The 21,513-nt window shown below is 63.2% G+C and carries 19 protein-coding genes; 8 read left to right on the top strand and 11 right to left on the bottom strand.

Translation table 11 applies throughout. From position 1 onward, the window contains the following. The coding region (locus MHX52_RS07970; protein WP_239317554.1) for an FUSC family protein at positions 1 to 1,687 on the top strand (1,687 nt) is incomplete at its 5' end. A 34-nt stretch (positions 1,688 to 1,721) separates the two neighbouring features. Here the strand turns inward: MHX52_RS07970 and lepA are convergent. Beyond that, positions 1,722 to 3,572 (bottom strand): translation elongation factor 4, encoded by a 1,851-nt coding sequence (gene lepA / locus MHX52_RS07965; RefSeq protein WP_035005333.1) that lies wholly within the window; start codon positions 3,570 to 3,572, stop codon positions 1,722 to 1,724. Between the two features lie 116 nt (positions 3,573 to 3,688). Between lepA and MHX52_RS07960 the strand changes: the two genes are divergently transcribed. The 3 genes from MHX52_RS07960 to MHX52_RS07950 all read left to right on the top strand — a co-directional run bounded on the left by MHX52_RS07960 (position 3,689) and on the right by MHX52_RS07950 (position 6,053). Further along, positions 3,689 to 4,288, top strand: a complete 600-nt coding sequence (locus MHX52_RS07960; protein WP_035005334.1) for a type II toxin-antitoxin system PemK/MazF family toxin — start codon at positions 3,689 to 3,691, stop codon at positions 4,286 to 4,288. A 250-nt stretch (positions 4,289 to 4,538) separates the two neighbouring features. Continuing rightward, positions 4,539 to 4,802, top strand: coding sequence for a 30S ribosomal protein S20 (gene rpsT, locus MHX52_RS07955; protein ID WP_005296442.1), 264 nt, complete (start codon positions 4,539 to 4,541; stop codon positions 4,800 to 4,802). A gap of 213 nt (positions 4,803 to 5,015) precedes the next feature. Further along, complete coding sequence (locus tag MHX52_RS07950) at positions 5,016 to 6,053, top strand: ADP-ribosylglycohydrolase family protein (protein ID WP_239317552.1); 1,038 nt, start codon at positions 5,016 to 5,018, stop codon at positions 6,051 to 6,053. On the opposite strand, the gene holA is transcribed toward MHX52_RS07950, so the two are convergent. From holA to nadD, 7 genes are all read right to left on the bottom strand, one after another. After that, entirely contained in the window at positions 6,040 to 7,053 is a 1,014-nt protein-coding gene (gene holA, locus MHX52_RS07945) for a DNA polymerase III subunit delta (protein WP_070487373.1), read from the bottom strand. The two genes, MHX52_RS07950 and holA, sit on opposite strands and share 14 nt — an antisense overlap. A 34-nt stretch (positions 7,054 to 7,087) precedes the next feature. Beyond that, positions 7,088 to 9,004, bottom strand: a complete 1,917-nt coding sequence (locus tag MHX52_RS07940) for a ComEC/Rec2 family competence protein (RefSeq protein WP_239317550.1) — start codon at positions 9,002 to 9,004, stop codon at positions 7,088 to 7,090. Then, on the bottom strand, positions 8,988 to 9,860 hold the full coding sequence (locus MHX52_RS10385) for a ComEA family DNA-binding protein (RefSeq protein WP_304504283.1): 873 nt from the start codon (positions 9,858 to 9,860) through the stop codon (positions 8,988 to 8,990). Before MHX52_RS10385 ends, MHX52_RS07940 begins: the two co-directional genes overlap by 17 nt. Positions 9,861 to 10,011: 151 nt before the next feature. After that, positions 10,012 to 11,088, bottom strand: coding sequence for a DegV family protein (locus MHX52_RS07920; protein WP_239317547.1), 1,077 nt, complete (start codon positions 11,086 to 11,088; stop codon positions 10,012 to 10,014). A 3-nt stretch (positions 11,089 to 11,091) separates the two neighbouring features. Beyond that, entirely contained in the window at positions 11,092 to 11,901 is an 810-nt protein-coding gene (locus MHX52_RS07915; RefSeq protein ID WP_070487374.1) for a histidine phosphatase family protein, read from the bottom strand. Positions 11,902 to 11,920: 19 nt separating this feature from the next. After that, positions 11,921 to 12,394 (bottom strand): ribosome silencing factor, encoded by a 474-nt coding sequence (gene rsfS, locus MHX52_RS07910; protein WP_005296457.1) that lies wholly within the window; start codon positions 12,392 to 12,394, stop codon positions 11,921 to 11,923. 56 nt (positions 12,395 to 12,450) lie between these two features. Further along, positions 12,451 to 13,089 (bottom strand): nicotinate-nucleotide adenylyltransferase, encoded by a 639-nt coding sequence (gene nadD / locus MHX52_RS07905; RefSeq protein ID WP_080722707.1) that lies wholly within the window; start codon positions 13,087 to 13,089, stop codon positions 12,451 to 12,453. Positions 13,090 to 13,235: 146 nt separating this feature from the next. On the opposite strand from nadD, the gene MHX52_RS07900 reads away from it, so the two are divergent. Then, positions 13,236 to 14,078, top strand: coding sequence for a YwiC-like family protein (locus tag MHX52_RS07900; protein ID WP_239317545.1), 843 nt, complete (start codon positions 13,236 to 13,238; stop codon positions 14,076 to 14,078). A gap of 58 nt (positions 14,079 to 14,136) precedes the next feature. On the opposite strand, the gene MHX52_RS07895 is transcribed toward MHX52_RS07900, so the two are convergent. Beyond that, positions 14,137 to 15,441 carry a glutamate-5-semialdehyde dehydrogenase gene (locus tag MHX52_RS07895; protein ID WP_049050243.1) on the bottom strand — a complete coding sequence of 435 codons (1,305 nt, stop codon included), beginning with the start codon at positions 15,439 to 15,441 and terminating at the stop codon, positions 14,137 to 14,139. 166 nt (positions 15,442 to 15,607) lie between these two features. Here MHX52_RS07895 and MHX52_RS07890 point away from each other — a divergent pair, with 166 nt between their 5' ends. Continuing rightward, positions 15,608 to 15,970, top strand: a complete 363-nt coding sequence (locus tag MHX52_RS07890) for a DoxX family protein (protein ID WP_239317543.1) — start codon at positions 15,608 to 15,610, stop codon at positions 15,968 to 15,970. Positions 15,971 to 16,050: 80 nt separating this feature from the next. On the opposite strand, the gene proB is transcribed toward MHX52_RS07890, so the two are convergent. Further along, positions 16,051 to 17,310: a glutamate 5-kinase gene (gene proB, locus MHX52_RS07885; protein ID WP_370642234.1), complete on the bottom strand. Its 1,260-nt coding sequence runs from the start codon at positions 17,308 to 17,310 to the stop codon at positions 16,051 to 16,053. Positions 17,311 to 17,448: 138 nt separating this feature from the next. Beyond that, positions 17,449 to 18,960: a GTPase ObgE gene (gene obgE, locus MHX52_RS07880; protein WP_239317541.1), complete on the bottom strand. Its 1,512-nt coding sequence runs from the start codon at positions 18,958 to 18,960 to the stop codon at positions 17,449 to 17,451. Between the two features lie 219 nt (positions 18,961 to 19,179). Between obgE and MHX52_RS07875 the strand changes: the two genes are divergently transcribed. Together MHX52_RS07875 and MHX52_RS07870 are read left to right on the top strand one after the other, a co-directional pair. Continuing rightward, on the top strand, positions 19,180 to 20,364 hold the full coding sequence (locus MHX52_RS07875; protein ID WP_034973309.1) for an ABC transporter substrate-binding protein: 1,185 nt from the start codon (positions 19,180 to 19,182) through the stop codon (positions 20,362 to 20,364). A gap of 18 nt (positions 20,365 to 20,382) precedes the next feature. Beyond that, positions 20,383 to 21,510, top strand: a complete 1,128-nt coding sequence (locus MHX52_RS07870) for an iron ABC transporter permease (RefSeq protein WP_080721334.1) — start codon at positions 20,383 to 20,385, stop codon at positions 21,508 to 21,510. The last annotated feature ends 3 nt before the right edge of the window (positions 21,511 to 21,513 follow it).

Genomic DNA, 21,513 nt, shown 5'->3' with positions numbered 1-21,513 from the left:
GCGTAACCCCGCGGAGTTCCCCATCCCCCAGCGCCCGAGCGCGTGGGAGCTGTTCAGTACCTTCAACTCGAAGGCCTCGGGCTGGGCCGGTGGACTGCGAGCGGCACTGTCGTTGCTGATCCCGGGCACGATCGCCTGGTCACTGGGTCATACCGACGCAATGTTGCTGGTTGCCGGCGGCGCGTTCACCGTCATCTACGGCGGCAACCTGCCGTACCGCACCCGTCTGAAAGTGATGGCGTTCTCCGCCATTCTGCTGGCCGCCTGCCCTACTATCGCCGCCTGGCTGGGCAAGATGATGTGGGAGCACATGGATTCCGGCGGCTCGCACTGGTGGCTACTCATCGCCGGCGTGTACTGCACCTTCCTCTCCGGCGTGTTCACCTACGCCCAGAATGCACTGCGCCTGCCGCCACCGGGCGGCTTCTTCATCGTCATGGTCTCCGGCGGTGCCACCATGATCGCCCGCAACGACCTCAACCCGCTAGCCATCGGCGGTTGGGCCCTGTTCGGCGCGTTCGTCGCCATCATTGTCGGCATGTTCCCCGCCCTGTTTAATCCGCGCGGCCCGGAGCAGCGCGCCATCCGCACCCTCAACGACGCAGTGGCGGACTTCGCCGAAGATCCAACCCCCGGCAACTACTACCTGGCCCGCACTTCCCTCTCCGAGGCATGGACCGCGCTTATGGGCGCGGGCATCGTCTCCGGCGGCAGGGTCGTCCGCGAATCGCAGCGTGACCTGGTGGTGCAGGTGCAGCAGGCCCGCCAGAAACTTATGTCCGCCAGCGCGCACTCAGGCTACGTGGATACGGACGAGGACTTCTCCGATACCAACGGCATGGTCGACCCCACCCGTACCGCCATCCCGCACCACAAGCCTTCAGTGAAGTACCGCTTCGGCCGTTCGCTCAACATCCACAGCCATGCGGAGCTCAGCATGGAAAAGGTCGTGCTGGCGAGCCTGGTCTCTTGTGCCATCACTATCTGGTTGGGCCTGGACCGCCCCGACTGGGGAGTGATCACCGCCCTGCTGATCCTGCAGTGGGGTCCGGAGAAGATCCCCGGTACCATCCGCGGCGTCCACCGACTCCTAGGATCCGTGCTGGGCATTGGCCTGTTCGCCATCGCCCATGCCTTCCAGATCGGCGGCCTCCCCCTGCTATTCTTGCTGGCTGCCTGCCAATTCGCCGCCGAGTTCTTCATCGTCAAGAACTATGCGTTCACCGTCATCTTCACCACACCCATGGCACTGATGATGGGCAACTCTCTCGCCCGCCCACTCGGCGACGTGGTTATCGACCGCCTCGCCGAGGTGTGTGTTGCGGTTATCTGCTCGTTTATCTTCTTGTGGCTGTGGCGCACTACGTCGGACGCCCACTACCACCGCCGCCTTGCAGGCCACTGCGAAGCGGCGATGGGTGCATTGCTGGGCGCTTTGCTGATGAACCCGCCGGACCGCGCGCTCTACGCGCGCCGCGATCTGCAGTTCGAGCTGCTCAGCGAGCGCAAGCACATGATGAAGATGATCAACAACAACTCGCCCTATGCGCGCAACATGTGGGCCAAGCACAACCAACTGCAGCTCACCGGATATACCCTGCTGGATTACTGCAACGCCCACGCGGACGAGGAGCTCTCCTTAAGCGAGATCAACCGCCTGGCCGCGGCGGTGCGCCAGCTCGGCTGAGCCTAGTGGGCGTCAATAAATCTAGTCGGCAGATCTAGTCGGCGTCAGTAGACAGAGCAGCAACGAACGCCTCCTGCGGCACAGAAACCGAACCGATGGCCTTCATGCGCTTCTTGCCTTCCTTCTGCTTTTCCAGCAGCTTGCGCTTACGCGACACGTCGCCGCCGTAGCACTTGGAAAGAACGTCCTTGCGCAGAGCGCGGATGTTCTCGCGGGCAATGATCTTGGAGCCAATGGCGGCCTGTACCGGAACCTCGAACTGCTGGCGCGGGATGAGCTCCTTGAGCTTCACCGTCATCTTGTTGCCATACCAGTGGGCATTCTCGCGGTGGACAATGGCGCTGAACGCATCCACCGGATCGCCCTGCAGCAGGATGTCCACCTTCACCAGGTCGGCGAGCTGCTCGCCGGCCTCCTCGTAGTTCAGGGAGGCGTAGCCCTTGGTGCGGGACTTCAGCTGGTCGAAGAAGTCGAAGATGATCTCGCCCAACGGCATGGTGTAGCGCAGCTCCACGCGATCCTCGGAAAGGTAGTCCATGCCGCCCATCTGGCCGCGCTTGGACTGGCACAGCTCCATCGTCGCGCCCAGGAACTCCGCCGGCACGATCACGGTCATCTTCACGATTGGTTCGTAGATCTCACGCATCTTGCCGCCCGGCCAGTCCGAAGGATTGCGCACCAGCACCTCGCTACCGTCCTCCTTGACCACGCGGTACACCACGGAAGGTGCGGTGGAGATCAGGTCCAGGTCGAACTCGCGCTCCAGGCGGGCGCGGGTGATCTCCATGTGCAGCAGGCCCAGGAAGCCACAGCGGAAGCCGAAGCCCAGGGCCACGGAAGTCTCCGGCTCGAAGGTCAGGGAGGCATCGTTGAGCTGCAGCTTCTCGATAGCCTCGCGCAGGTCCGGATACTGGTCGGCACTGATTGGGAACAGGCCGGAGTACACCATCGGGGTCGGTTCTTGGTAGCCTTTCAGCGGGGTTTCCGCGCCGTTGACGGCCCAAGTGATCGTATCGCCCACCTTGGACTGGCGGACGTCCTTCACACCGGTGATGATGTAGCCAACCTCGCCCACACCGAGCCCCTTGGTCTTCGTCGGCTCTGGGGAGACCACGCCGATTTCCAGGGTTTCGTGGGTCGCGCCGGTACTCATCATCTGGATCTTCTGGCGGGATTCCAGCTTGCCGTCCATCATGCGCACGTAGGTCACCACGCCGCGGTAGATGTCGTAGACACTGTCGAAGATCATGGCACGGGCCGGCGCATCGGCGTCGCCGACCGGGGCGGGCACGAGCTCACAGACCCTGTCCAGCAACTCGGACACGCCTTCGCCCGTCTTGCCGGATACGCGCAGCACGTCCTCCGGCTCGCAGCCGATGATGTGCGCGATCTCTAGGGCGTACTTCTCCGGGTCCGCCGCGGGCAGGTCGATCTTGTTCAGCACCGGGATGATTTCCAGGTCGTTTTCCATCGCCAGGTACAGGTTCGCCAGCGTCTGCGCCTCGATGCCCTGTGCTGCGTCGACCAGCAGGATGCAACCTTCACACGCCTCGAGGGCGCGGGAGACTTCGTAGGTGAAGTCCACGTGGCCAGGCGTATCGATCAGGTGCATCACCAGTTCTTCGCCCGCGTGCGCGCCGGTCTTCGGCACCCAGGGAAGGCGCACATTCTGCGCCTTAATAGTGATGCCACGTTCGCGCTCGATGTCCATGTTGTCGAGGTACTGGTCGCGCATGTCGCGGTCCTCGACCACGCCCGACATCTGCAGGATACGGTCCGCCAGGGTGGACTTGCCGTGGTCAATGTGGGCAATGATGCAGAAGTTGCGGATCCTCTCTGGGTCCGTAAACGTCTCTGTGGCGTAATTCTTCTGCTTGGCTGCCATTTGCCCTCCTCTTTCGCTTATGCGTAACCCTACTATGCATCGGCCCGGAAGTAGCAGACGGGGTTTAGCTGCGAACCTTATTACTGTGCGCACGTGGTTCGGGTAATCTGTCACCTATGGCTGGTTCCGAAGGAAGTGTTGTGGATGTGACGCCCCCACGGGGGAAATCCCGCAATCCCATTGGGGCCATCAAGGGGTTCTTCCAGCGGTTTTATATCCGCCATTTCACGCGCCGGCAGGCTCTGAAGCGCGGTATTGCCGAACTTAATGCACACCTGGGAATGGGGGCGGAGTACGCCGGTTTGGCAGGCGACCGGGACGAAACCATCAAGACTCCCAGCCGGGAGCTCGCCCGCCCGGTCACCTACATCCCGGACATGGACGGGCAGGCGGATGCTGGTGAGGTCGTGTGGGCAGACATCCGCCCGAAGAAGGGAGTGCCCCCCGAGCGGCGCGCAGTGCTTGTGGTCGGGCGCAAGAGCCACCGGCTTCTCACCCTGCTGATTTCCTCCCGCGAGGAGTACGCTGATCAGCCTATCTGGGTTCCCATAGGAACCGGCCCGTGGAGCTCCGGCGCGGACCGCGATAGCTGGGTGCGTATAGATAAGGTGCTGCAGGTGCCGGAATCTCACATCCAACGCCGCGGCATCCCGCTACCCTCCCGCCGTTTCGATCGAGTAGCCAACGTGCTGCGCCAGGAGTACGGCTGGGGCTAAAAAGACCCGCCCGGAGCTTTTTGCCTTTTCTGCTCCCCTGCTGCTAACATTTCCCGAGTTCACAGTGCTGCTCGTAGCAGCCACTAGCGCTAACCCCTAGTGCCAGCGCCGTTATAGAGACGCACTGCGAGGCCACGCCGCATCCCACAGGACCTTGGGTGGGGTGTTAGAGACCGCGCGGCCGCGGCGGGAGCCCGCTCCCCTGAACAGATTTTTTCCGAAGACTTTTTGAAAGAAGAGGCACGCCACCATGGCAAACATCAAGCAGCAGAAGAAGCGCGTTCTCACCAACGAGATCGCTCGCAAGCGCAACCAGGCTATCCGTTCCCGCCTGCGCACCGAGACCCGCAAGTTCAACGCCGCCGTTGAGGCTGGCGACAAGGAAGCCGCTGAGGCTCAGCTGCGCGTCGCTTCCCGCTTCTACGACAAGGCCGTCACCAAGGGCACCATCCACCGCAACAACGCGGCAAACAAGAAGTCCGGCATGGCCGCTCGCTTCAACAAGATGGCCTAAGGTTTATCCAAAAGATTCTCCAGCCGGCACTTGCCTGAATCGAGGCCCGCACCCTTCTACAGAGGTTGAGACGTTGCGTCACAAAGCAACAACAGTAACAACCTCCCCCGGGTGCGGGTTTTCGTTATGTCCTAAGCTTAAGAGCTAGATTAGGGCTGGATACAGCCACAGCTGACCGCTGCTAATGACTTTTCAAAGGAGTTCGACAAAGGGATGAAGGATCGCTTCCGCTCAGCCCTACTCGGCACCGCCCTGGGCGATGCGTGGGGTTACCCGTACCAGAACGAGCCGCAGCCCGAGCGCACCCCGCTACCCGATTCGCTGGTGATCAGCGACGCTACGCAGATGACCCTGGCCCTGTGCGCCGCTATGGCGGAGATTGACGACGGGGACCTGGACCGTGAAGAGGGCATGCAGGCCATCGGCCAGCACTTCATCAACTACCACGGCGACCGGGATTACGACCGCCACCCCGGGGCTTCGAACACCGAGTCGCTGGACCGGCTGAGCCTGCTCGGTGCGGAGCACTGGGACGACGTAGCGACGCACTCGGGTGGCGCCGGTGCCGTGATGCGCGTGGCGGCCAGTGCTTTGCTCGCTCCCGCCGATGAGGGCGTGGGCTGGTCCGTCCTGCAGGGCATCTTGACTCACGACTCGGGCGTGGCCCGCGCCGCGTGCGCGATGGTGGCCTGCATGCTGGCTGCTAAGAAGGGCACCCGCCTGCTCGACGTCGCAGAAGGCTTGGCCGGCGACGAGAACTTCGATAACGATAGCCTGCTGACCAACGAGGAGAAGCTGGACATCCTCACGGACCTGGACGAGGCTTTGATCACAGATCTGACCGGCCCCGACGTTCCGTTGAGTGAGCTGATCTCGCGCGTCAGCGCCGTGCACGAGCACCTCACCCCGTTCCTGCAGCAGGGCGACTTCGAGGAGCTGTACCGCCATAGCGGCAAGTTCGTGCAGATTCTGGGTCGTGGGTGGGACGCAGGCTCCTGCACCGCCTCCGCCCTACTGCTGGCGCAACTGTACCTGGATAATCAGGATCAGTACGCCCCGCACGACTTCCTGCACGTTGCCGTGAACTGGCCGGGCAACCGCAATACTCGCGCTTCACTGACTGGCGCGCTGATCGGCTCCCACCTGGAGGGTGGCGTGGACGCATGGGAGGAAACCCGTGAGTACGATTTCGAGTCGCGCTACGACGACGCTGTGCACTGCGGCGTGTGGAAGGGCTTTAACGCCCGGTAGCGCTGTACCCGCTGCGCAATCTGCGCTCTGGCTGCCCGCCAGCGACGTAGGCGATTTTGCGCACCGCGTCCTCGACCGCGAAGTCGGGGTCGGCGCTGTGCCCCTTCACTCCCGCGTCTAGCTCCGCGGTGATCTGCACCGCCTGCGCGATCATGGGGGTGGTCCAACGCCGGGCGGTGCGGATCGTCTTGTCCAGCTTCCACGGTGCCATGCCGAACTTCGCCGCATCCCGGCGGGAGTTGATGTTGCCCGCGCCCGCCACCTTTGCAATGTCTGCGATCCCGGAGCTCAGCGCGCTGGCCAGCAGAACCGGCGCCACGCCCAGCTGTAGCGCCCGGCGCGCCAGCGCCACTGCGGCGCGGACGTTTCCGGCGATGGCGTAGTCGGCTACTTCGAAGCCGCTGACCTCCGCTTTGCCCTGGTAGTAGCGCTTCACCGCTGCAGCATCTACGTGGCCGTCCGTGTCGGCGATGAGCTGGCTGATGGCGCTGGCCAGCTGGCGTAGGTCGCTGCCCACCACGTCCAACAGCAGTTCGCACACTTCGCGGGTCACGCGCGCGCCCTGGCTGCGGAACTCTTGGTCGATGAAGGCCAGCTGTTCGCGGCCCTTCAGTGCCCCGGCTTGGAATACCACCGCACCGAGTTTCGGCCAGCTATCCACCAGCTTCTTGTTGCGGCCTTTGCCGGTGTGCACGATGATCAGCACCACCCCGTCGGCTGGGTCTTTGATGGCTTGTTCCAGCAGCCCGACGATCTCCTTGCCTGTGTCCTCCACGCCGGTGACGACCACAATGCGGTCCTCGGCGAACAGGCTGGGGCTTAGCAGTTCGGCCAGTTCGGGTGCGCTGAGTTCAGAGGCTTTGCGCATCTCTACCGGCAGGTTCGGGTCTCCGCTGGCGGCCCGCGCCTGGTCGACGATGCCCTGCCTGCGCCGTTCGGCCAGGAAGTCATCGCCGCCGACGATCAGGTTGATGGGTGCGGGATGCTCGGGGCGGTTCATGGGTTCGATCTTGCCAGATCTGCGCGCGCGACTTCTAACGGATCTCCACCTTGTCCTTGCACGGGTAGTACACGGGCACCCCGTTGGGCATAAAGCTGGGTCTGTCGTGGGTTTTTCCACACTGCGTCACGATCACTGCCACCTGTTGCGCTCCTCCTTTCTCCGCCACGACTGCGTCGATCGCTTGTAGCTGCCGCATCGCCTGATCGTCGTCACGAACTTGAAACACTGCCTTACCGGCTAGGTCCACCGGCTCTGTCTGGATTGCTGCGGGCGCGTCTGGTGTTTCTAGTTTTATGACGCCCCCTCGTCCCCACACCCCTATCATCAGCACCCCGCACATAAGCGTGGCCCAGCCCCAGCGGAGGGTGCGCCAGTAGCTGGCGTAGCGCACGCTCGCCAGCAAGACCGCCAGCAGAGCGCTGGCTATACCCGCCCATAGCCATCCGCCCGGGGTGGCGAGCATCGGCGCGCCAGACCCCGTGCGGGCCACCTGCAGCACCCATGCCGCGCATGGCACCGCGGGGGCGACAATGAGCTTGGCCAGCAGCATCGTCACCGGTGGATAGATCGCCGCCAGCAGTGCTGCCATGAGCCCGAGTACGGTGATCACTGGAACCACCGCCGTCACCGCCAGGTTGCAGACGACCGCGACCAGGGAGACTTTCCCCGTCATGTGGACGATGATCGGAATGGTTACCAGGTCCGCTGCGATAGCCACCAGAACCATGCGCACCACCATCGCCTGCAGCTGGGTGGGGCGCTCATGGACGGGCAGCCAGGGAATCAGTGGAATCCTTGCCAGCACGGCTTTTGACCACCAAGGCAGCACCACCACGATGCCCGCCGTTGCCGCCGCAGAGAGAACGAAGGCGTAGCTAATGGCCATGCCTGGGGAAAGCACCATCAGCGCGATAATGGCCGCGCTCAAGGAGGCGATGATGTCCGTCCAGCGCGCCGAGGCCACCGCCACCAGGCCGACGCTGCCCATGATCGCCGCGCGCAGCACACTGGGTTCCGGGCCGACCAGCAGCACGAAGGCCACGAGGGCGCCGGCTGCCACCAGCAGCCGGGTGAGGCGCCCCGCCCGGCAGGCCGTGGCCAGCACCAACGCGGCTCCAGTGACTACCGCGACATTGGAGCCCGAGACCGCGCTGAGGTGGCTTAGCCCAGTGACGGTGAACTGGTTGCGCAGAGTGGAATCCTGCATGCTGACGTCCCCCATCACCATGCCGGGCAGGATCTTCCCGGCTTCCCACGGCAGGTCTGCGCACAGCGCGTGGAAGCCTCTGCGCAGCCAGGCGGTGACGCCCCATATGCCCTCCGGGTCGGTGATGTTCTCCGGCGCTCGGGTGGCGGACAGGGTGACGGGAACCATCTCTGCCCCGCGGGCAGGGCGCATGGTGGCGGCAATGTCGAAGCTCATGCCGGGTTGTAAGCCCGTGAAGTCGCCTTCAGCACCGGCCAAGTCGGGACGCAGAAAGAGTGGCACCTCCCCCAGGCCGTCGACGTCCACGGGGACCAGCACCGTCCCCTCCGCGACTTGTTTCGGCAGGCCCGCCACCGTTACCCGCTGCTGCACGCTGCCCGCTGTAGTGGAGAGATCCTGCAGCAGCGGCTGGGCGTCAATAAGAACGATCCGCCACCACGCGCCCAGGCCCACCGCGCTGGCGACAGCTCCAACAGTCGCAACGCTGCGCGCGAAAAGGCGGCGCCACGGGGCTCTGTAACTGCGGCGGGAGTGCCACCACCACGCAACGCTGGCGAGCGTGATGAGTCCTCCTACGACAAGTGGCCAGACGCTGCGGGTGAGGATGATCGCGGCGGCCATGAGCCAGCAGCCGAGCGCGACGGGGACGAGCCGCAGATCAACACCGCGGGCTTTGGTAACGGCCTCTGGACTGAACGGCTCCGGCGCGCCCAACACTAGCGAGCTAGATAGTGACGGCATCGCGCATCGCTTCGAACTTCGCCGGGCCAATGCCGCGGACGTCCAGGAGCTGCTCGATGCTGGTGAAGGAGCCGTTGGATTCTCGCCAAGCGATGATGGCCTCGGCGGTGGCGGGCCCGATGCCGCTGATGGTTTCCAGCTGCGCGGCGTCGGCGGTGTTGAGGTTCACTTTGCCGTCTGCGCCGTCGGCTTTACCTCCCTGCGCTGCTGACCCGCTGCCTGCCCCACCAGGTTTCGTCCCGTCCGCACCTGCGCCTCCGGCTCCACCCGGCGCGGCTTGCGCTCCACCGGCGTACACCACGCGCGAGCCACGATCATCCACCACGATCTGCATGCCATCGCTGACCGGCTCCGCCAGATTGATGCCCAACACGACCGCCTTAGGCAAACCGCCGCCTGCGGCTTCTATGGCCTCGCCCACCCGGGTGCTCGCCTGCACCCGAAGCAGCCCGGGGTGATGCACCATCCCCTGCACACTCACCACGACTTCCTGGTTATCGTCCTGCCCGTCGGCCTGGCCATCGGCCCCCGCTGTGGCTTCCCCCGTGCCAGTTGCCGCCACTGCGCCACCGCCACCTGCTTCTGCGGTTCCATCGGCTACCCCGGGAGCGTTAGTGCTCGCCAGCATGTCGGCGCCACCCGCTCCCGCTCCATCGTCCGGGCCTTGCCGTTGGCAGGCGAAGAACGTGACGCTGATGAGGACAGCCACGACCACCGTGACGATAAGCCCCCTGGATGCCGTGCTGCCTATGACCGTGTGCGTGTCTAGGTCAACGTTGGCGAGCTCATGCTCCGGCATAGGCTGGGCTAAAGCCTCGGCGCGGGCGCGAACCTTGTCAGCAGAACTCTGCCTCATACGTCGTGTGGACATGCGCCGATCAGAACATGCCCTATAGACCGCCAGTCGTCAGATACCGCAACCGGCACACCAAAACCCCAGGAAGCTGTGGAAAACCCCTCCCCTGTGGATAACCGGCGAGTAGAAGCTCCTTGTAGCCCCTTCTGAGTTACTCGGTGTCGCTGCTCTCTGCGCCGTTATCCTCGGCCTTCTCGCCGTTCGCCACGGGTGCATCGGGCGCCTCTGCAGTCTCGGCGGACTTATCTGCTGCTTCCTCGGCAGAATCGTCTGCTTCTGTGTCGGCCGCCTCTGCCGCTGCTTCGGTCGCCTCGGCGTTCTCCGCCGCACCCCGCAGCGTCGCCGCCACACCCAGTGCCCCCTGCCCCACGTGCAGCTGCAGGACCTCCGGAATGCTGACGATGCTGACCTCTACCTGCGGCAAGGACTTCCAGGTCTCTATCCGAACCTGCCTGCGCAGCGAGTGCGGGCGCGGCTCCGGCGGCTCGGTTGGGGCCTCCAGCTGGTTCAGCTGCTCAATCATCTCCCCCAGCCGCGCCGACAGGTCCACTGCCTGGTCCTCGGCATCGCTGTGGTGCACGGCAATCTGCACGTCACGCGGGTTGCCCTTGCCCGCCACGGCCTCGTCAATCACCAGGCGGCGCACCAGATCCACCACGCGGTCCATAGCCTTGGCCTGGGTACGGGTCTTCGCCGCCAATGTCAGCTTGCCCTCGGTCACCTGCAGAATCGGCTTAATCGCCAGTGTGGAGGTCAGCAGCGCCTGCCCCACCGACAGGCGCCCGCCCTTGCGCAGCACGTCCAGCTGGTGGACGTACAGCCACAGGGAGGAGTTCTTCAGCGACTCCTCGGCCACCGCCACCACGGTATCCAGGTCCGCACCTTCGCGCGCGGCCTCGGCGGCGCTCAGCGCGGCAAAGCCCAAAACCATGCCGATGCTCTTGGTATCCAGAACTTTCACCTGGCCGTCGAACACTCCCGCCGCCACGCACGCATTGGCATAGGTCGCGGACAGCTGCTTGGAAAGGTGCAAAGCCAGCACGCCAGCATCCCTGCCGCGCTCCATCAGGCGGGCGTAGCTCGCGGTCAGCTCCAGGCTGCTCAGGCTCGAGGTCGTTTGCTCTTCGCCTTCGCCCTCCACGTGCAAGTCCAGCACAGTGATGCCGGCCTTCTCCGCAAGCTCCTTCGTCAGGCAGCAGGAGGAATCGGTGACGATCTGGACAGTCACTACCTACCTACCTTCGCTGGGGTTGTGCGGGTTGGAGCGGGTGGCGTCATTACCAAAAGAACTAGGGGCAGCACCTGGAAGGGCGCCTTCGTCCGGGCTCGCGTCGGTGGCCACGCCCAAGTTCCAGCCCTCCAGGTGCCACTGCGGCAGCTTCCACCAGTCAGCCCGGCTGGAAGGCACCAGCGGCACCGTGCTTCCGTCGACCGCCACCGGAGTGGTGCCCGCCGCCTCGCCAGTAAAGCGCGGGCGGGCCAAAAGCTGCGACCAGCAGGCATTACCCAGACCGGTGAACACCGGGTAGTAGCGCACCGGAAGGTCCAGCAGGCGGGCGGTAAGCGCACCGATTGTGCCACCGTGGGCGACGATCATCACGTCGCCCTCGTCGAACACATCGGTAGCCATGATCTCCTCGATCACGGCGTAGGCGCGCTCGGCTACCTCCAGGCGCGTCTCGCCACCCGGCGGAGCCCACTGCGGATCGTGGCGCCAATACGCACGCTGCCCGGGGAAGTCGCGATCTACCTCTTCGCGCGAGGCTCCCTGCCACTGGCCCAGGTCCGTCTCCCGCAGGCGGGTGTCGGTCGTCACCTCACAACCGAAGGGCTCGGCCAGGATCAACGCCGTATCGTAGGCGCGCTTAAGGTCACTGGCGATCACCCGCGCGATGCGCTTATCCCCCAGCATCTGCGCGGTGACCTTGGCCTGCTGCACACCCACCGGGGACAGGTCAGTATCCAGCTGTCCCTGCATACGCCCCTTGGCGTTGTATTCCGTCTGCCCGTGACGGACCAAAAAGACCCTGCGCTCGCCCATGGTGAAGACTTATCAGCTTCTACAGCTCGTCCGCGTCCGGGGCGGGGCCGGCCAGCGGCAGGTCGTCGATGCTGGTGGCCTCCAGAACGTCCACCTCTGCATCGGCATCCCAGTTGCTTCCGCGGTCCACCTGCTCCACGCCCTCGACCTCGATCTGCGGGGCATCGCGCCACAGGCGATCCAGCGCGTAGAACTCGCGCTCTTCCTTGCGTTGGACGTGCACCACAACGTTGCCGTAGTCCAGCAGCACCCAGTGGCCCTCGCCGCGGCCCTCGCGGCGGGTTGGCTTAGGCCCGTCCTGGCCCACCTCGTACTCCACCTCGTCGACGATGGAGTTCACCATGCGCTCGTTATCGCCGCTGACGATAACGAACACGTCCGTAATGGCCAAACGGTCCGAGACATCGAGGACCAGAATGTCCTCCCCCAACTTCTCGGCCGCTGCGCGCGCCGCCACTCCGGCGAGCGCGATCGAATCTGCAGTAGCAGTCAAAAAATTTCAGCCCTTCATAATTGGTTTAAAACACATCCAGTTTAGCAACCCGCCAGCTATTCGCTGGAAACGTACATGCCGTGCTTGGCGATGTACTGCACCACGCCATCGGGCACCAGGTACCACACGGGTCGGCCATTCGTCGCCCGCTCGCGCACGTCGGTGGAACTGATGGCCATGGCGGGAATCTCCACCAAGGACAGGCGCCCGGCGGCGACTTCCTGCGATAGCGGATCGTCGCTGCCCTCGTCACCCTTCGGCAGTTCATAGCCGGGGCGGGTAACACCCACGAAGTGCGCCAGGTCGAAGATCTTCTCCCAATCCCGCCAGGTCACGATCTTCTGCAGTGCGTCGGCGCCGGTAATGAAGAACAGCTCGGCTTCGGGGTATTGGGCGCGAATGTCCGCCAGGGTGTCCACGGTGTACGTATCCCCGCCGCGGTCAATATCCACCCGGGAGACCAAGAAACGGGGGTTCGAGGCTGTGGCGACGACCGTCATCAGGTAGCGGTCCTCCGCCGCAGAAACCTGCTTGTGCTTTTTCTGCCATGGCTGGCCGGTGGGCACGTAGATCACCACATCCAGGTCGAACAGGTCCGCGACCTCACTGCCGGCCACCAGGTGCCCGTTGTGGATGGGGTCGAACGTGCCGCCCATGATGCCGACCCGGGTGGGCTGTGTGGTGGTCTGCTGCACTGTTGATTCTGCCTTCTCTTCTTCCGGGCCGCGCTTCCGGCCGCCTGGGGCTTTATGTTTCCCGCCGGAAGATTCTAGTCTTAAGAGGTGCGGGCGTACGATCGCCCAAATTATAGGTGAAACAGCAGGGAGTGTCCGATCTAGCGATGAGTACGAACGCTTGGGTCCCAAACCAGCACGGTGCATGGGCAATGCTCATTTTGCCGATCGCCACGGGGCTAATCACAGCCGCTGTTATCGCTCCGTCCTACGGCAATCCGGTGCAGTGGTTGGCGCTGACTTTCATGCCTCTGGCCTGGATCTTCGGCTACTTCACGTTCTTTGCCTTCGGCCTGTGGTTCAAAACCCGCGCCCCTGCCCGCCGTCGCGCTTACCTCTGGCCCACGCTGACGTACGGTGCCCTCACAGCCATTTTCACCGTGATTGTGTTGTATCTGCAGCCGCGATTGCTGTGGTGGTGCGTGCCGTTTGTGCCGCTGATCGCGGTGGCTCTGATGGAGGTCTTCAGGAGGCGCCCCCGCAGCCTCATCTCCGGTATCTCCACCACGGTGGCCAGCGCCCTCATGTACATCGTCGCGGTCTCGGCCAGCGGTTTCTCCGTCCTGCCGTGGTTCTTCAGCGAGGCGCCCGTCGCCATATGGGTAACCACGCTGGTCATCGGCTTGTATTTCACGGGCACGATTTTCTACGTGAAGACCATCATCCGCGAGAGGGATAATGCACCCTTCGAGCGGGTCTCCCTGCGCTATCACCGCATCGCTTTGTTGGTCACGCTCATCACCTCGGTCACGGCCGCTATCGACGGTGGTTACACCGCCAGCGGCCCGCTGATGATTCTGGTGATGGCCGCCGCTGCCCTGCGCGCCAAGCTGATCCCACCGATCGCCAAGGCTAACCCCCGCGAGTGGACGCCCAAGAAGGTCGGCATGTGGGAGATACCGATGTGTCTGGTCCTGGCGCTCGGCGCGGGCCTTACTCTGGTGGTGTAGCTGTTCTTTCTTTATGACGCCCACTTCTCAACTGACAAAGTGAGCGCCACCGCCACACTTAGGGGCGAACCTGGCCTTCGCCGTTGATGACCCACTTGGTGCTTGTCAGCTCCGGCAGCCCCATCGGTCCGCGGGCGTGCAGCTTCTGGGTGGAGATGCCAATCTCCGCGCCGAAGCCGAACATCTCTCCGTCTGTCCAGGCGGTGGAGGTGTTGATGGAGACAGCGGCTGCGTCGACGTACTGCTCGAAGTAGCTGGTGGTCTTGTAGTCGCGGGCAGCGATGCCCTCGGTGTGGCTGGTGCCATAACGGTTGATGTGGGTCACAGCCTCCTCCACGCCGTCGACGATGGCCACTGCAATGTCAAAGCTTAAGTACTCGTCGGTCCAGTCGGTTTCCTCCGCCCGAACGACATCGTTGATCAGCGGATCCAGCTGCTTCTTCTCACCGTGCAGGGTCACGCCGGCCTTCTGCAGTTCCTCCAGGACGTAGATCTTGTCCGGGTCCGGCAGGGCGGAATCCAGCAGTACAACCTCGGTGGCGTTGCAGACGGAGCAGCGGCGGGTCTTGCCGTTGATAACCAGCTTGGTAGCTTCCTCAATGTCCGCAGAGGAGTCGACGTAGAAGTGGCAGTTGCCCGTACCGGTCTCGATAGTGGGCACGGTAGCACCCAGAACCACAGCGTTGATCAGCCCAGCGCCACCGCGTGGGATAACCAAATCCACCAGGCCACGGGCGGTAATCAGGTCCTGCACCGAGTCGTGGGTATCGCACGGCAACAGCTGCACCAGCTCACGCGGCAGGTTGTGGTTTTCGGCAACATCCTGCAGGATCTGCACCAGTTTTTCATTGGTGTGGCGGGCAGACTTGGAGCCGCGCAGCAGCGGCACGTTGCCGGACTTGATGGCCAGGCCGAAAGCATCGACGGTGACGTTGGGGCGAGCCTCGTAGACCATGCCCATCACACCCAGTGGCACGCGCACCTGCTTCATGCGCAGACCGTTGGGGCGGGTGTGTCCGCGGACGATTTCACCCACCGGATCAGATAGCCCGATGACCTGGCGCAGGCCGCCGGCAATACCGGAAATACGCTCGGTGTCCAGGGCAAGACGGTCCAGCAGGGAGTCGGCGAAGCCGCGCTCCTTGCCCGCTGCAATATCCTTCTCGTTGGCGGCGATAATGTCCGCCGCATTAGCCTCCAGCGCATCTGCTGCGTCAGCCAGCAGATCGTTCTTCTGCTGGGTGTTCAGCAGCAGCTGGGAACTGACCTCCTTGGCCTTTTTAGCCTTGGCTAGAACCTCGTCGCGTTCTGCCTGGCGTTCCGGGGAAAGGGTGTTCTCTTTAGCTTCGTTGGAGTTTGTCATACCAACCCATGCTAGCGAACTAGCCCCTAAGCTGCGGCACGTTGTTGGAAACCTGAATACAACGTCGGTTCCTTGAGGGTAGTGTGACTTAAAGCACCACTTCCCCGAAGTTGAAGCATATTTTCATGAACTGCTTTGTCTTCGACTTTCGCAGAAAGGAATCCGAATGAGTTCCCTAGCAACAGGCGGCAGCTACCTTTTGGCCGCCGTTCTCGCCGGTGATGCATTGATCTCCGTCAAGCCGCCTAAATTCATACGCCGTTGGCTGGAGGGCGTTAAGTTCCCCGAAGATTGGTGGTGGACGCTAATCGCGATCAAGTCTCTCGCAGCCACAGGACTGGTTTACGGTGCGGCTACCGGCAACGCTACAATCGCGACAACCGTCTCAATAGGTGTACTGGGCTACTTCCTTTCAGCGATCACTGCCCACATTAAGGCGAACTTCCTCGGATCAGAATTCTGGATCAACTGCCTGGGAATGACGGCTCTTAGCGCAGGCGTCCTCTCCTTTAATGCGAAGTCCATGTAGGGGCTTGCTTCGCCACACAACGGAACCGCCGCGCAGCTAACGCGGCTTCAGCCCCTCCGGGCCAAGAGATCACGCCCCTACTAACCCTTTAGCTGCGCTCGGTTAGCGTAATGAGACATGTAGTCGGCGTGCACCACCGGCCTGCGGGCAAACTCCGGCAGGTCGGAGGTCGACTGGCCAATCAGGTCGTGCAGCATGGCGGAATCGTATGCCACCTCACCACGGCCAACAATGTTGCCGTCCGGCCCCACCAGGTCCACCACGTCGCGCTGCGAGAAATCGCCCTCGATCTTGGTGATGCCCACCGACAGCAGGGACTTGTGATTCTCCGTCACGGCGCGAACCGCGCCGGCATCCAGGTGCAGCTGGCCATAAGAATCTGCAGCGTACAGCACCCAGAACTTCCATGCGCTCAGGCGATCCTGGTCCGGCCAGAAGCAGGTTCCTACCTCCGCAGTATCCAGGGCCGCACCGATGTTCTCCGTGGAAGTCAGCAACACCGGCACACCTGCGCGCGAGGCCAGGCGGGCAGCCGATACCTTCGCCGCCATGCCGCCGGTGCCCAGGCGGCCACCGTCACCTGCAGCCACGCCCTTCAGGTCCTTGGAACTCTTCACCTCGGCGATGAACTGGGCGCCCGGCTCGGCCGGGTTGCGGTCGTACAGGCCGTCCACGTCGGACAGCAGCACGCAAGCATCCGCGAAGGCTAGGTGGCTCACCAAAGCGGCCAGGCGGTCGTTGTCACCGAAGCGCATCTCAGAGGTAGCGACCGTATCGTTCTCGTTGACAATCGGCACGGCCTTCAGCTGGCGCAAACGGTCAATGGTGCGCTGGGCATTGCGTGCGCGGTCGCGCTCTGCGGCGTCCGAAGCAGTAAGAAGAACCTGGCCGATAGTGCGACCGTAACGGGCGAAACTACGCGCCCACTCCTGAGCCAGCAGCACCTGGCCGACAGACGCGGCGGCCTGCTTGGTAGCCAGGTCGGTGGGGCGCTGGGCGAGCTCCAGTGGACCCATGCCGCAGGCCACAGCACCAGAGGAAACGACGATGAGGTCGGTGTCGCGCGCCATGCGCGCCTCCAGCGCGTCGGCGATCATGTCGATCTGGTTCGGATCCACACGGCCGTCGTCGTCGGTCAGGGAGGAAGAGCCGATCTTCACCACCAGGCGGCGGGCGTGGGCGATGTCGGCGCGGACAGAGGAATCGTGCCCCATCGCCGGATCGTCTTCGTCCGCCTCCGGCTCGGGGAATTCAATGGACGTCGCGGGCACAACTGGGCCCGGCTCGTGCACTGGCCTTTGCCCGTAGGTAGGCACGGGCGTGGCTAATTCGGGAGTCATCTCCCCCGGTCCTGCGTAGCTAAACGCGGACTGGGCTGAACTGAACTCTTTTTCGTCTGCAATGTCGGAATCGGAGGATGACATACTTACCAGTATGCCAGCCCCGCTCCCGGGGTTGTGCAGATTGGTTCAACGTGGCTACCCCTGCCAGCGTTCGCGCTCTGCGACCTCCCCGTCGCCGAAATCGTTCTCGTCGATCAGGCCGCGGCGGGCCTGCGAGGCACGCTTGCGTTCCTCCGGGGTAGCACGGGTGTTCTGCTCCAGGCGGATGTCGGTGCCGCGCCCACTGCGCATGACGTCCACACCGGCGGCGGTCTGCGGATCCCACTCGAAGGTGATTTCCCCGATCGTTACCTCGCTGCCTGCGTCCGCGCCGGCCTTGTAGAGTGCTTCCTCCACGCCAGCCTTCGCCAGACGATCGGCCAGGTAGCCCACGGCCTCGTCGTTTTCGAAGTCGGTCTGGCGGATCCAGCGTTCGATCTTCTCTCCGCGAACAATGAAGGCATCCTCGGCGGACGGGTCGGCCTCCACTTCGAAGTCGGCGAATCGCCCGCCGGAGCGCTTGCGCAGCCCCTTCGGGGTAATCACCTGCGCGGGCTTTTCCTCGACCGGGTTGGCCTTGCGGTGGGCCTTTACAATGTCCAGCAGCGCGTACTTCAGCTCGTCCAAGCCCTTGTGCGCCACGGTGGAAATGCGGAAGATCGGCCAGCCGAACTCCTTGAGCTCTTCCTCCTGCAGGTCGGCCATGTCGGCGGCATCCGGCACGTCCATCTTGTTCAGGATGATCACGCGCGGGCGCTCGCGTAGGTCGCCCAGCCCGGAGTCGCTCGCCAGCTCCTCCTGGTAGTTGGCCAGCTCCTTCTCCAGGGCCTTGATGTCCGCGACCGGATCGCGGTCTGCCTCCAGCGAGGCGGCGTCCACAACGTGGGCCAAAACGGCGGTGCGCTCGATGTGGCGCAGGAAGTCCAACCCCAGGCCCTTGCCTTCGCTAGCGCCGGGGATCAGACCCGGCACGTCGGCGACGGTGAACACCTCGTGGCCAACGTTGACCACACCCAGGTTCGGCACCAGGGTCGTAAACGGGTAGTCCGCGATCTTCGGCTTCGCAGCCGACAGCACGGAAATCAGCGAGCTCTTACCTGCCGACGGGAAGCCCACCAGACCGACGTCTGCCATGGACTTGAGTTCGAGGATGACGTCCTTTGCCTCGCCGGGTTCGCCCAGTAGCGCGAAGCCCGGGGCCTTCCTGCTTTTGGACGCCAACGCTGCGTTTCCCAACCCGCCGTGTCCGCCTGCGGCGACGATCATCCGCGTGCCCTTGCCTGTTAGGTCGGCAACCGCCTCACCCTTGGAGTTAAGCACCACGGTGCCCTCCGGCACTTGGAGTACGAGGTCTTCCCCGCGCGCACCGTGTCGGTGATCGCCGGCGCCGTTGTTGCCGCGCTGGGCCTTGATGTGCGGGTGGAAGTGAAAGTCCAGCAGGGTGTGGACCTGCGGGGATACTTCCAGAATGATGTCTCCGCCGTGGCCACCGTTACCGCCATCGGGGCCGCCGAGGGGAACGAACTTTTCGCGGTGCACGGAAGCACAGCCGTGGCCACCGTCACCGGCCTGCAGATGCAGAACGACGCGATCAACGAATTGTGGCATAGCTTTCCCTTGCTTTCTTTTCGCCCCAATTAATTCTTTGAGCTCCGAGTCTATCTGTGTTTGGAGTGGTGGCCTAAAAGAGTGACGAATCCAAACCCGGTGTTTCCTCCATAGAGATATATGAACTATAGTTAGCCTACCCTTGCAAATGGTAAGGATAAGCTAAGCATGAGAGTGGGTTAAATCCTTGCTCTCGCACCCCTCATATAAGGAACAACAATGCGTTTTTCTCCGCTTCGCAAAGTCTGCGTCGGCGTCGTGGCAGCAACCGCTGCCCTGGGCCTCGCAGCCTGTGGCGCATCTAACCCCAGCGACGGCGACTCTTCCAATGCGAAGAAGTCCGGCTCCTCCATCACCGTCACCGACGTGACCGGCCGACAGGTCTCCTTCGACTCTCGCCCAGAAAAGATCCTCCTCGCAGAAGGTCGCGGACTGTTCGCCACCTCCATCCTAAACAAGGAGAACCCGACGGAGCACGTCGTGGCCATCGGCTCCGACATGCACTCCGCCGCCCCCACCTTCGAAGAGAAGCTCTCCAAGGTAGACAAGAAGTACAGTGATCTCCCGACCGTTGGAAACATCTCCAAAGGCGATGTGACTGTCGAGAACCTGCTTGCCCACAAGCCGGACGTCACCGTGCTTTCCCTGGATCACAAGAAGGCCGCCGAAGAATCCGGCCTGCTGGACAAGATGGACCAGGCTGGACTGAAGTACGTATTCAGCGACTTCCGCCAGAAGCCGCTGGAGAACACCACCAAGACGATGAGCCTCTACGGTCAGCTCCTAGGCAAGGAAGACAAGGCCAAGGAGTTCAACGACTTCTACGACGGCAAGGTAAAGAACATCACCGACCGCGCAAGCAAGGCAAAGAACAAGCCGAAGACCCTGGTCTGGCGCGCGGCGGGCATGAAGGACTGCTGTGCCACGGTGAAGAACTCCAACCTCGGCGATCTGGTCAACGCTGCGGGCGGAAAGAACATCGGCGACGATCTGCTGGACTCAGAATCCGGGGACCTCACCGCAGAGAAGGTCCTTGCTGAACAGCCAGAGCAGATCATTGCCACCGGTGGCGCGTGGGCCAAGGATCCCGAGAAGCCCGAGGTACTGCCGCACGTGGAGCTCGGCTACACCGCCAAGCCCGACGTATCTGAAAAGACTCTCAAGGGACTGCTTGCCACGCCTGGCTTTAATGCTCTGAAGGCACCCAAGGAGGGCAAGCTACACGCGGTTTACCACCAGTTCTACGATTCCCCGTTGAACGTTTTCGCCCTTGAGCAATTCGCACAATGGCTGCACCCCGAACTATTCCAGGAACTCGATGTAGAGAAGGACTTCGCGGACTTCCACAAGAAGTGGCTGCCGTTCGACTACTCCGGAACGTTCTTCACCTCCACCAAGAGCTAACCCCAAGAAATAACCCCCATGTCCCACCTTGTAATCCCAGAAAAGTCATCGACGGAAGAAGGCGAGATAGCCGACGGGCGCGATACTGCACTTCCGGCCGAAGCCAGCGCGGTTGTCAAACAGTATCGCCGCCAGGCCAGGCGGAAGATCCTCGCCATTCTCGCGCTGTCCATCGCTGCTTTCGCAGCCTTCGCCATCGCCACGATCGTCGGTCCCATTGACCTGAGTTTGATGGAACTGTGGAAGGCCCTCATCGACCCCAACGGAGTGGATGAAACAACCCACACCGTCCTGTGGAACCTGCGTCTGCCTGCGTCTGTGATGGCCGTCCTCATCGGCGCCTCGCTTTCCCTATCCGGGGCGCATATGCAAACCATCCTGGATAACCCGCTGGCAGAGCCGTTCACCCTTGGTATCTCCGCAGCAGCGGCGTTCGGCGGAGCCGCATCGATTGTGTTGGGCTGGACGGTGTTGGCCAACCCGCAGTTCAACCTCGCAGCCGTGGCTTGGGTGGCCTCGCTGGTGGCGGTGTTTATCGTGGCCGGCGCTTCATTGTGGCGCGGAGCAAGCGCAGAATCGATGATTCTGCTCGGAATTGCGCTGGTATTCCTGTTCCAGGCAATGCTCTCCCTGATGCAATACCGCGCGACGACCGAGGCTCTGCAGCAGATCGTGTTCTGGACGATGGGTTCGCTCCAGCGCGCGAACTGGACGTCCAACGCCATCATCGTTGGTGCGCTGGCAATAGCGATACCTTTCACCGTCCTGAACTCGTGGAAGCTCACAGCCCTACGACTGGGCGATGATCGCGCGGCAGCGCTGGGGATCAATGTCCAGCGCTTGCGCGTTAGCACCCTCGTAGTCTCCTCCCTACTGGCGGCCAGCGCGGTAGCGTTCGCGGGCGTGATCGGCTTCATCGGCCTGGTCGGCCCCCATGTCGCCCGCATGCTCGTCGGCGAGGATCAGCGCTATTTCGCCCCTGCATCCATGGCAGCCGGAGCTCTGTTGCTGGCCGCTGCTCACGCGGTATCGATCACTGTGGTTCCGGGCGTGGCGGTGCCGATCGGCATCATCACGTCCCTGGTGGGGGTTCCCTTCTTCCTCATTCTGGTGTTCGTCCGCCGACGTACCGTCTGGGGGTCCTAGCCC

It is taken from the genome of Corynebacterium sp. ACRQJ (genome assembly GCF_022346045.1).
In the GTDB taxonomy this organism is placed as follows: domain Bacteria; phylum Actinomycetota; class Actinomycetes; order Mycobacteriales; family Mycobacteriaceae; genus Corynebacterium; species Corynebacterium evansiae.
This window is presented reverse-complemented; position numbering and strand designations above follow the sequence as displayed.

Excerpts from the sequence above, each read along its gene's own strand:
- lepA (WP_035005333.1), bottom strand. The coding sequence starts at position 3,572 with ATGGCAGCCAAGCAGAAGAATTACGCCACAGAGACGTTTACGGACCCA.
- MHX52_RS07960 (WP_035005334.1), top strand. The coding sequence starts at position 3,689 with ATGGCTGGTTCCGAAGGAAGTGTTGTGGATGTGACGCCCCCACGGGGG.
- rpsT (WP_005296442.1), top strand. The coding sequence starts at position 4,539 with ATGGCAAACATCAAGCAGCAGAAGAAGCGCGTTCTCACCAACGAGATC.
- MHX52_RS07950 (WP_239317552.1), top strand. The coding sequence starts at position 5,016 with ATGAAGGATCGCTTCCGCTCAGCCCTACTCGGCACCGCCCTGGGCGAT.
- holA (WP_070487373.1), bottom strand. The coding sequence starts at position 7,053 with ATGAACCGCCCCGAGCATCCCGCACCCATCAACCTGATCGTCGGCGGC.
- MHX52_RS07940 (WP_239317550.1), bottom strand. The coding sequence starts at position 9,004 with ATGCCGTCACTATCTAGCTCGCTAGTGTTGGGCGCGCCGGAGCCGTTC.
- MHX52_RS10385 (WP_304504283.1), bottom strand. The coding sequence starts at position 9,860 with ATGAGGCAGAGTTCTGCTGACAAGGTTCGCGCCCGCGCCGAGGCTTTA.
- MHX52_RS07915 (WP_070487374.1), bottom strand. The coding sequence starts at position 11,901 with ATGGGCGAGCGCAGGGTCTTTTTGGTCCGTCACGGGCAGACGGAATAC.
- MHX52_RS07900 (WP_239317545.1), top strand. The coding sequence starts at position 13,236 with ATGAGTACGAACGCTTGGGTCCCAAACCAGCACGGTGCATGGGCAATG.
- MHX52_RS07895 (WP_049050243.1), bottom strand. The coding sequence starts at position 15,441 with ATGACAAACTCCAACGAAGCTAAAGAGAACACCCTTTCCCCGGAACGC.
- MHX52_RS07890 (WP_239317543.1), top strand. The coding sequence starts at position 15,608 with ATGAGTTCCCTAGCAACAGGCGGCAGCTACCTTTTGGCCGCCGTTCTC.
- proB (WP_370642234.1), bottom strand. The coding sequence starts at position 17,310 with ATGACTCCCGAATTAGCCACGCCCGTGCCTACCTACGGGCAAAGGCCA.
- obgE (WP_239317541.1), bottom strand. The coding sequence starts at position 18,960 with ATGCCACAATTCGTTGATCGCGTCGTTCTGCATCTGCAGGCCGGTGAC.
- MHX52_RS07875 (WP_034973309.1), top strand. The coding sequence starts at position 19,180 with ATGCGTTTTTCTCCGCTTCGCAAAGTCTGCGTCGGCGTCGTGGCAGCA.
- MHX52_RS07870 (WP_080721334.1), top strand. The coding sequence starts at position 20,383 with ATGTCCCACCTTGTAATCCCAGAAAAGTCATCGACGGAAGAAGGCGAG.